The sequence below is a fragment of the Azospirillum sp. B4 genome, assembly GCF_000333275.1.
In the GTDB taxonomy this organism is placed as follows: domain Bacteria; phylum Pseudomonadota; class Alphaproteobacteria; order Azospirillales; family Azospirillaceae; genus Nitrospirillum.
On sequence record NZ_BACU01000016.1, the window covers coordinates 1 to 8,044 of the forward strand.

Sequence of the window (8,044 nt, forward strand, 5' to 3'; positions counted from 1 at the left end):
CACGTCGGCATGGACCGCTGGCGCAGGGGTTCCGTCTGCCTTTGCGCAAGGCCATCTGCTGTTCCAGATCCTCCCGCGACGGCAGATCGGGCCGGCTGTCGAAGGGATCCTGTTCGTAGCTGTAGACCCGGTCGATGGTGTCGACCCAGGGCAGGGAGCCCAAGGGGAGGCGATACCCCAGGGGGCTGTCGCCGGGGGCCAGCAGCAGCTTGTCGCTGCGCAGGGTCCAGGCGCTGGACAGCCAGACGGGGCCGGTGGCCTCATGCCGGCGGCTGATGGGCAGGGCGTGGCCGATGGCCTTTCCCAGGCCGGTGTCGAACACCTTGGCCAGGCGCGCCCGCTCCTCCGCGTTGTCCAGCTTGCTGTCGAACGGGTCGACGTTCACCGGCAGCTCGCGCTCCTTGCGGATGTAGTGCCAGGGATCCTCGAAGGCGCCCCGGGCGTAGTCGGGATCGATGCCCAGACGCTCCGCCAGCCGGCGGATGAAGGCTTCCGACTGCGCCACGCCGTAGCCGTAGTGGCGCCGCTCATCCGCCTGGTATTCGGCGTGGGTCCACAGCGCATCGCCGTCGCGCCGCCAGTACAGCTGCAGGGCCCAGCGCGGCAGGCTCTCGCCCGGGTACCACTTGCCCTGGCCGAAGTGCAGCAGTCCGCCCTGGGCATAGCGGGCCTGCAAGCGGCGGATCAGGTCGCCGGACAGCAGGCGCTTGGTGGGCCCGAGGGCGGCGGTGTTCCATTCCGCCCCGTCCATGTCGTCGATGGCGATGAAGGTGGGCTCACCCCCCATGGTCAGGCGGATGTCGCCGTCCACGATCTCGCGGTCCACCTGCTGGCCCAGGCGATCGATGGCGCCCCACTGGTCGGGGGTATAGGGCTTGGTGGTGCGCGGCTGCTCCCGGATGCGGGTGACCGACATCGCGTGCTCGAACGTCACCTCGCATTCATCCAGGCCGCCGGTGACCGGGGCGGCGGAGAACGGGTCGGGCGTGCAGGCCAGCGGGATGTGCCCTTCGCCCGCGAACAAGCCGGAGGTGGGATCCAGGCCGATCCAGCCGGCGCCGGGCAGGTAGACCTCCGTCCAGGCGTGCAGGTCGGTGAAATCGGCGCTGGGGCCATCGGGCCCCTCCAGCGGCTTCTGGTCGGCCACCAACTGCACCAGGTAGCCGGAGGCGAAGCGGGCCGCCAGGCCCAGGTTGCGCAGGATCTGCACCAGCAGCCAGGCGGTGTCGCGGCAGGAACCGGTGCCGAGCTGAAGCGTCTCCTCCGGCGTCTGCACGCCCGGTTCCAGCCGGATGACATAGCCGATGCGCTGCTGCAGCTTCAGGTTCAGGTCGGCCAGGAAGGCGACGGTGCCGGTGGGCGTCAGGTCGACGTCGGCCAGGATGGCCTTCACCAGGGGGCCGGGCTCCTCCGCCTCCAGGAAGGGTTTCAGGTCCTTGGCCAGCCAGGGCTCATAGCAGAAGGGGAACTTCTCCGCCGCCGGCTCCAGGAAGAAGTCGAAGGGGTTGATGACCGCCATGTCGGCCACCAAGTCCACCTCCAGCGCGAATTCCTCGGTCTTTTCCGGAAAGACCAGGCGGGCCAGCCAGTTGGATTGCGGGTCCTGTTGCCAGTTCAGGAAGTGCTGCTTGGGCGTCACCTTCAGCGAGTAGGAGAGGATCGGCGTCCGGCAGTGCGGCGCCGGCCTCAGGCGGACCAGCTGCGGGCCCAGGTTCACCAGCCGGTCGTAGCGGTAGATCGTCTTGTGATTGATGGCGACGTGGATGCTCATGACTTCCCCTGTTCGCGGAAGCGATGGCGACCCATAGCCCCCGGTGCCCTGTCGGAGGTCACGGTACCATCATTGGCCGCGACGGTTAAAGTGCGTTGCAGCATGATTTTTGGGCAGCCCAAGAAATGGGCATCCCTTTTGCCCGCAACGCCGGGCGCCCGCATCCTGCGCCGGCATGAGACGTCGCCTCATGCCGGTGATTTGCTACTACCGGCCGCCAATGTCGAAGGCGATGGTGGTGCGGGTCTGGTCGCTGCGGAAAGGAATGGTGCCGTGCCACATGTAGCTGGGGAACAGCACCAACAGGCCGGGGCGCGGCTGGATGGCCCGTTCCAGGGGCGGGTCGGGCCGGAACCCAGGTTGATGGCGCCGAACGTGATCCAGCCCTGCTTGGACTCGGTGTCGGCCACCACGTCGGGCAGGTCCACGTAATAGCAGCCGCTGATCCAGCCCTCGGGATGGATGTGGTTGGTATGATAGCCCTGGTCGCGCAGCCGGGCCGACCATGAGCCCGCCCAGTGTAGGGCCTGGCCTTTGCGCCGCAGGTAGGGATGGTCGCCATCGTCGGGCAAGGCTGTGATATAGCGCTCGGTCGCGGCCAGGATGCTGTCGCGCAGGGCCTGGATGGCCGGGGCGGCGCCGACGCGGGTGAACAGGTTCTCCCGCGTTTGCGACCCGTTGCGCAGCGTCTGCTCGATAGGCTCATGCTTGGCGACGTGCTGCGCGTCCAGCGCCGCCATGAGGTCGGCATGGAAGGCGGCAAGATCGGAGTAGCCCGGCGGCGGCACCAGATCCGCCGCGTGGATGAAGCGGTCGTAGTCATAGAGACCGCGTGGGTCCGGCTGGCCCAGCAGGCGGTGGGCCGTCGCCTCGAAGGCCACGGCGAACTGGCTATCGGGCACCACCTCGCCCAGGCGGCGCGCGGCGTCCAGCGCTTCGGCCGGGCGGTCCAGGCGCATGGTCGCCTCGGCCACCCGGTGCAGCAGGCGCTGGTCCGCCGGGTCTTCCTCCAGGCCCTGGCGGGCGGCGGCCAACGCCTCCTCCATGCGGTTCTGGGCCATGCGCAGGGTGGCGGTGAGGCGGGGCAGGACCGGGGAGCCGGGGCGCAGGGCGGCGGCGGCGGCCAGGTTTTCCTCTGCCTCGTCATAACGGCTGAACATGATGTAGGCCTCGGCCGCCATCTCCAGCAGGTCGGGGTCGTCGGGCCGCCGCTGCTTGGCCCACTCATAGGAATTCAGCAGCAGGTCGTGCTGGCCCGTCTCCCACAGCGCTTGGTTCAGGGCGCTTTGGGCGGCATAGTTGGCGGGATCCAGCACCACCACCTTCTTCATGCAGGCGATGGCCTCCTCCAGCCGGCCCAGCGCCAGCAGGGTGTTGCCCAGGTTCAGCCAGATCTGCCAGTGGTCCGGCGCCAGGTCGGCCGCCAGCTTCAGGTGCGGGGCCGCCTCCTCGAAGCGCTGCAACTGGCGCAGGGCCGTGCCCAGGCTGTTGTTAAGGTAGAAGTCGTTGGGCCGGCGGGCCAGACCGGCACGCAGCAGCGCCTCCGCTTCTTCGGCTTGGTCCATCATCAAATAGGCTTCCGCCATGCCCACCCGGGCCGCCACGTCATCGGGCTGCAGGGTCAGGGCGCGGCGGTACAGGGGCAAGGCGGTTTCCAGCAGACGGCGGCCGGTGGCGGCCGGTTCCTTGGCCGCCAGGGCCACCAGGCATTCGGCCCGGTTGGTGTAGGCCTCGGTGTAGTCGGGCTTGTGCAGGATGGCCTTTTCATAGAAGGGCAGCGCGTCGGCCGGGCGGCCGGTGTCCTTCAGCAGGTTGCCCAGGTTGTAGTTCACGTGCGGCTGGCGGCTGTTCACCGCCAGCGACAGGCGCAGCAGCCGCTCCGCTTCCTCCAGCTTGCCGTTGCGCTTGGCGATCAGGCCCATCAGTTGCAGGGCGTCCGGCTCCGCCGGCTCCACGGCCAGCACCTGTGCTAGCAGTTGTTCCGCCTCATGCAATTGGCCCCGCGCCTGGAAGGTCAGGGCCTGACTGATCAGCGCCTGGATGCGCTGGCGTTGCGTCGCGTTCGTGGTGCGGGCGACGGGGATGGAAAAGGGGGACTGGCCGGTGGTCATGAAGCGGGGCCCGTGCGTCGTGAACAGGATGGAAAAACGGCGGGCCCCGGGGTGGGACCCGCCGCGCATCAAGTTTATACGATAAGCCGATTCAAAAGTCGGCGGTGATGCCCCGTCCGGCTTGGAAGTCGGCGGTGATGCCCCAGCCGGCTTAGAAGTCGGCGGTGATGCCCCAGCCGGCTTAGAAGTCGGCGGTGATACCCAGGAAGAATGTCCGGCCCAGGGTGTCGTAGATGCCGGGGTAGGTGTTGCCGTTGCCGTAGCTGCCCAGCACCCCGACGTAGTCGTCGTTGGCGGACTGGATGGGCGGGTCCTTGTCAAACAGGTTGTTGACGCCGAACCGCAGGGTGTAGTGGTCGGCCAGGTTCATGGTCGCCGCCAGGTCGAAGTAATTGTAGGCGGAGATGTGGCCGTCGATGTTGTCGTAGATGCCGGAGTTGGCGTTCAGGCTGGTGTCGCTGCTGTTGTTGTCCAGGCTGCTGCCGCCGATATAGCGCCAGTTGACCGAAATGTCGGCGTTCCACGGGGTGTTCCAGGTGACGCGGAACTGGTGACGCCAATGCGGCGTGGGTTGGCCGCAGGTGGCGCCGTAGAGGCCGGCGCAATCGTACTTGGCCTCATGCAGCAGCGGTTGGTAGCGGTTGAACTGCGTCCAGGAGCCGATGAACTTGAAGGTCACGCCACCCAGATCCTTCAGGCCCAGGTCTTCCAGATCCTGGCGGTAGGTGCCGGAGACGTCCACGCCCGCCTGCTGGCGGTAACCGGCGTTGATGTCCGTGGTGATGTAATAGCCGTCGCTGGAATTCAGGCTGCCACTGGCGCCACGGTGGATCAGATCGCAGTAGTAGGAATTGCCGGTGTTCAGGCACTGCGACATGATCTGCGAGGTCGGCACCGTGCCGATCAGGTTCTCGATCTTGATGTTGTAGTAGTCGACCGTGGCCGCGAAGTTGGGCACGAAGGTCGGGGTGAAGACGAAGCCGGCCGTATAGGTGTCCGCCGTTTCCGGCTTCAGCGCCTTGTTGCCGCCGCTCAACGTGTTGCAGCCGTCGACCGAGGTGCATTCGGAGATGCTGCCGTATTGGGCCGCCGTCACGCCGGTGCGACCGCACTGCGCCAGCGAGGCCGATGGGTTGGATCCGGAGCAGGGGTCCAAGGCGCCGCCGATCCCCGAGGTGTTGGTCTGGAACAGCTCAATGATGTTGGGAGCGCGGACGGCATGGTTATAGCCGCCGCGGAAGGCCACGTCGCTGACGGGGGCGTAGTTCAGGCTGGCCTTGTAGGTGTTGGCCTTGCCCGCCAGGTTGTAGTCCGACCAGCGGTAGCCGGCGTCGACGGAGAGGTCCTTGACGAAGGGCAGGTTGGAGGCGAGGGGCAGGCGCAGTTCGCCGAAGATGTCCTTCACCTCGGTGGCGCCCACCGCCGGCTGGGTGGTGCCGGCGCCAGAACCGGACAGGTCGCCCGACAACACGTTCTCGCTGTACTTCAGGTCGATGGCGTCACGCCGCCATTCGGTGCCGAAGGCCACGGCCACCGGGTCCTTGGCGAAGGGGCTTTTCACGCCCCAGGCGCCGAAGTCGCCGGACACCGATCCGCTGACGATGTCCTGGGTGGTGGTGCCTTCCTTGAAGCTGGTGGTGTAGACGTAATTGTAGGCGGCGCTGCTGATCTTGCCCAACTGGAAGACGTTGATGGGCACGCAGCTCGTGTCCGTGCCGTTGATGACGGATTCGCAGGTGGCGACGCCGTTGACGTTCTTCACCAGCAGGGCGTTCTGCAGCTTGCTGATGGAAACGTCGTTCTGATAGGTCTCGTTGTAGATCACCGCCGCATGCTGGCCATAGACGTCGTAGGACCAGCCGCCGCCCAGGTCGCCCTTGGTGCCGATGACATAGCGGTAATCGGTGTGCCGCAGGTCATCGTAGCGGGGTGCGTTGTTGTCGGTGAAGCGGTAGGCGACGTAGCCCTGCCAGTTGGTGCTGGCGCTGCCGGCGTTGGCGCCGCACAGGGTGGTCGCCTCCGATGCCGACATCAGCGGGTTGTCGCAATTGATGGAATAGGTCGTTCCGCTGAAGAAGCCGGACGGCGCGATCTGGGCTTTGGTGTGGTCCGACATGAACATGAAGTCGGTATAGACGTCGAAGGCCGGGCTGATCTCGTAATGGGCGAAGGCGCCGCCGGTGTACCGTTCATCCTGGCGCTGGATGTAGTTGTAGGGGCCGTAGTTGAAGGCCAGGGCGCTGTTGTATTTGACGAACGACGCCGATCCATCGGGGTTCAGCGAATAGCCGGTGCCCGAACCGTTGGTGCGGAAGCGGCCGTAGGCGCTGTTGGATGAGCCGGAGCAATACCTTTGGTTGTCCTGGGTGGCCAGGGTGTTCTCATCGCTGCTGGTGGTCGCCATGGTGCAGGCCGACCAGTCGCGCGTCGCCTGGGTGACAGGCTCTGTCCAGCGGTAGGTGGCGTAGGCGGTGACGTTGCCCTTGTTGTTGGGGGCGTTGGCGCCGATGACGAAGGAACTGTCGCGGACGAAGCCATCGAACCGGTCACCCGGGATGGTGACGGGATAGGAGGACTTCTTCAGGACCGTCTGCGCGTCGCTGTTCTGGTTGCTATGCTGGGCGGCGGAGAACTGATAGTCGACCTTCACGCCTTCGAAATCGCGCTTCATCTTGAAGTTCACCACGCCGGCCACGGCGTCGGAACCGTAGACCGCCGAGGCGCCGCCCGTGACCACGTCCACACTGTCCACCAGCGCGCCCGGAATGAAATTCACGTCGGCATAGGGGTAGGTCGGGTCGCCCAGCGGCATGCGCCGGCCGTCGATCAGCACCAGGGTGCGGGACTCGCCCAGGTTGCGCAGGTTGATGGTGGCGGTGCCGGTGGCGCCGTTAGCCTGGGCGTTGGTCTGGGCCGCCGTGATGCCGGGCAGGTTGTTCAGCATCGTTTCGACGTTGGTCGTGCCCTGGAACTTCATCTCGACGCTGTCGACCGTCGTCAGCGGACTGTCGCTGGTCAGGTTCGCGGCCTGCTTGATGCGCGAGCCCGTGATAACGATTTCCTGCATATCCGCTGAGGCGCTGGCCGATTGCTGCGCCGCAACATCCGTCGACGCCGCCAGCGCGCCGACAAGGATGGTCGAAGACAGCAGCAATGCGCGCCGCCCGAATTTTGGCATGCCCATGGATTTCCCCGCTGTTCTGGAGATTGTTGAAATTGCTGGCCCCAACCAGACAAATCTCTTTTTGAAACGTGTCCCCCTTGTGCTGGGGCCAACACGGAAATGCTATTTTGGATATTTTATGCTGGTCAATGCTGCGTCGCGAAATGTGCAGCCGTCATGCTTTGATTTGCGCCGCTGTGTAACGGCTGTGTAACAGTCGTGCGCATCTCTGAAACGATTCAGAAACATAATTACCGGCAATCTTGCATAGATCGAACGGATAAGACAAAAGCCATACGACTCGCGTCATTTTCCGAAAGGTCTAGCCCGTTGGCTGGAGTTTTCGGAAATGCGGCGGAAGCCCGGCGCGGTGGCGGCGCGCCGACTCAGCAGCTTGGGGAAAGGAGACGTGTCGGCGCGCCAGGCGCTGGGACAGGATGCCGATCAGCGCGCCAGGCGTTGGGACAGGATAATGGAGGAGTTGGTGCGCTCCACCCCCTCCAGTGCGCCGATCTCATCGATCACCGTGTTCATCTCGGCGATGGATTCGGTGGAGACGACGGCGATCATGTCGTGCGGGCCGCTGACGGCGTACAGCTGGCGCACCTGGGGCATGGCCTTCAGGCGCGTCTCCACCTGCCGCGCCGCCTTAGGCAGAAGGGTGATGGCGACATGGCCCTGGATGCGGCGGGCCAGATACTCGGCGTCCAGCCGGATGGTGAAGGCGGTGATGACGCCGCGTGACACCAACCGCTCCAGCCTGGCCTGCACCGTGGTGCGCGACACGCCCAGACGCTTGGCCAGGGTCACCGTGGGCAGGCGGCTATCGCCCTCCAGCAGGCGCAGCAGGGCGATGTCCAGGTCGTCAGGTTGAAAGTTGTCGGTCTGACTGTTCATTCTGCCTACCAATTCCCGTCAGATTGGTCGCATTGCCTGTTCATTCCGTCAAGGGTTTGCCTGACAGTCGTTTCAACAGGGAACCTTCGAACGGGAGAGCAC

Annotated in this window: 4 protein-coding genes and 1 pseudogene; all 5 read right to left on the reverse strand. The window is 65.6% G+C overall.

The window, feature by feature from the left end; genetic code table 11:
* The coding region (locus tag I55_RS00415) for a transglutaminase family protein (protein ID WP_148293504.1) at positions 1 to 1,771 on the reverse strand (1,771 nt) is incomplete at its 3' end.
* Positions 1,772 to 1,978: 207 nt separating this feature from the next.
* Positions 1,979 to 2,053, reverse strand: coding sequence for a hypothetical protein (locus tag I55_RS39430; RefSeq protein WP_376739158.1), 75 nt, complete (start codon positions 2,051 to 2,053; stop codon positions 1,979 to 1,981).
* A 98-nt stretch (positions 2,054 to 2,151) separates the two neighbouring features.
* Positions 2,152 to 3,951: pseudogene (locus I55_RS38885) on the reverse strand (tetratricopeptide repeat protein); the annotation flags it as partial.
* 112 nt (positions 3,952 to 4,063) lie between these two features.
* Positions 4,064 to 7,066, reverse strand: a complete 3,003-nt coding sequence (locus I55_RS00425; protein WP_083900722.1) for a TonB-dependent receptor domain-containing protein — start codon at positions 7,064 to 7,066, stop codon at positions 4,064 to 4,066.
* A gap of 423 nt (positions 7,067 to 7,489) precedes the next feature.
* Positions 7,490 to 7,942: an Lrp/AsnC family transcriptional regulator gene (locus I55_RS00430; RefSeq protein ID WP_044558439.1), complete on the reverse strand. Its 453-nt coding sequence runs from the start codon at positions 7,940 to 7,942 to the stop codon at positions 7,490 to 7,492.
* Positions 7,943 to 8,044 lie beyond the last annotated feature (102 nt).

Bases quoted from the DNA above. Each gene is read 5' to 3' on its own strand.
- I55_RS00425 (WP_083900722.1), bottom strand. From the start codon at position 7,066: ATGGGCATGCCAAAATTCGGGCGGCGCGCATTGCTGCTGTCTTCGACC.
- I55_RS00430 (WP_044558439.1), bottom strand. From the start codon at position 7,942: ATGAACAGTCAGACCGACAACTTTCAACCTGACGACCTGGACATCGCC.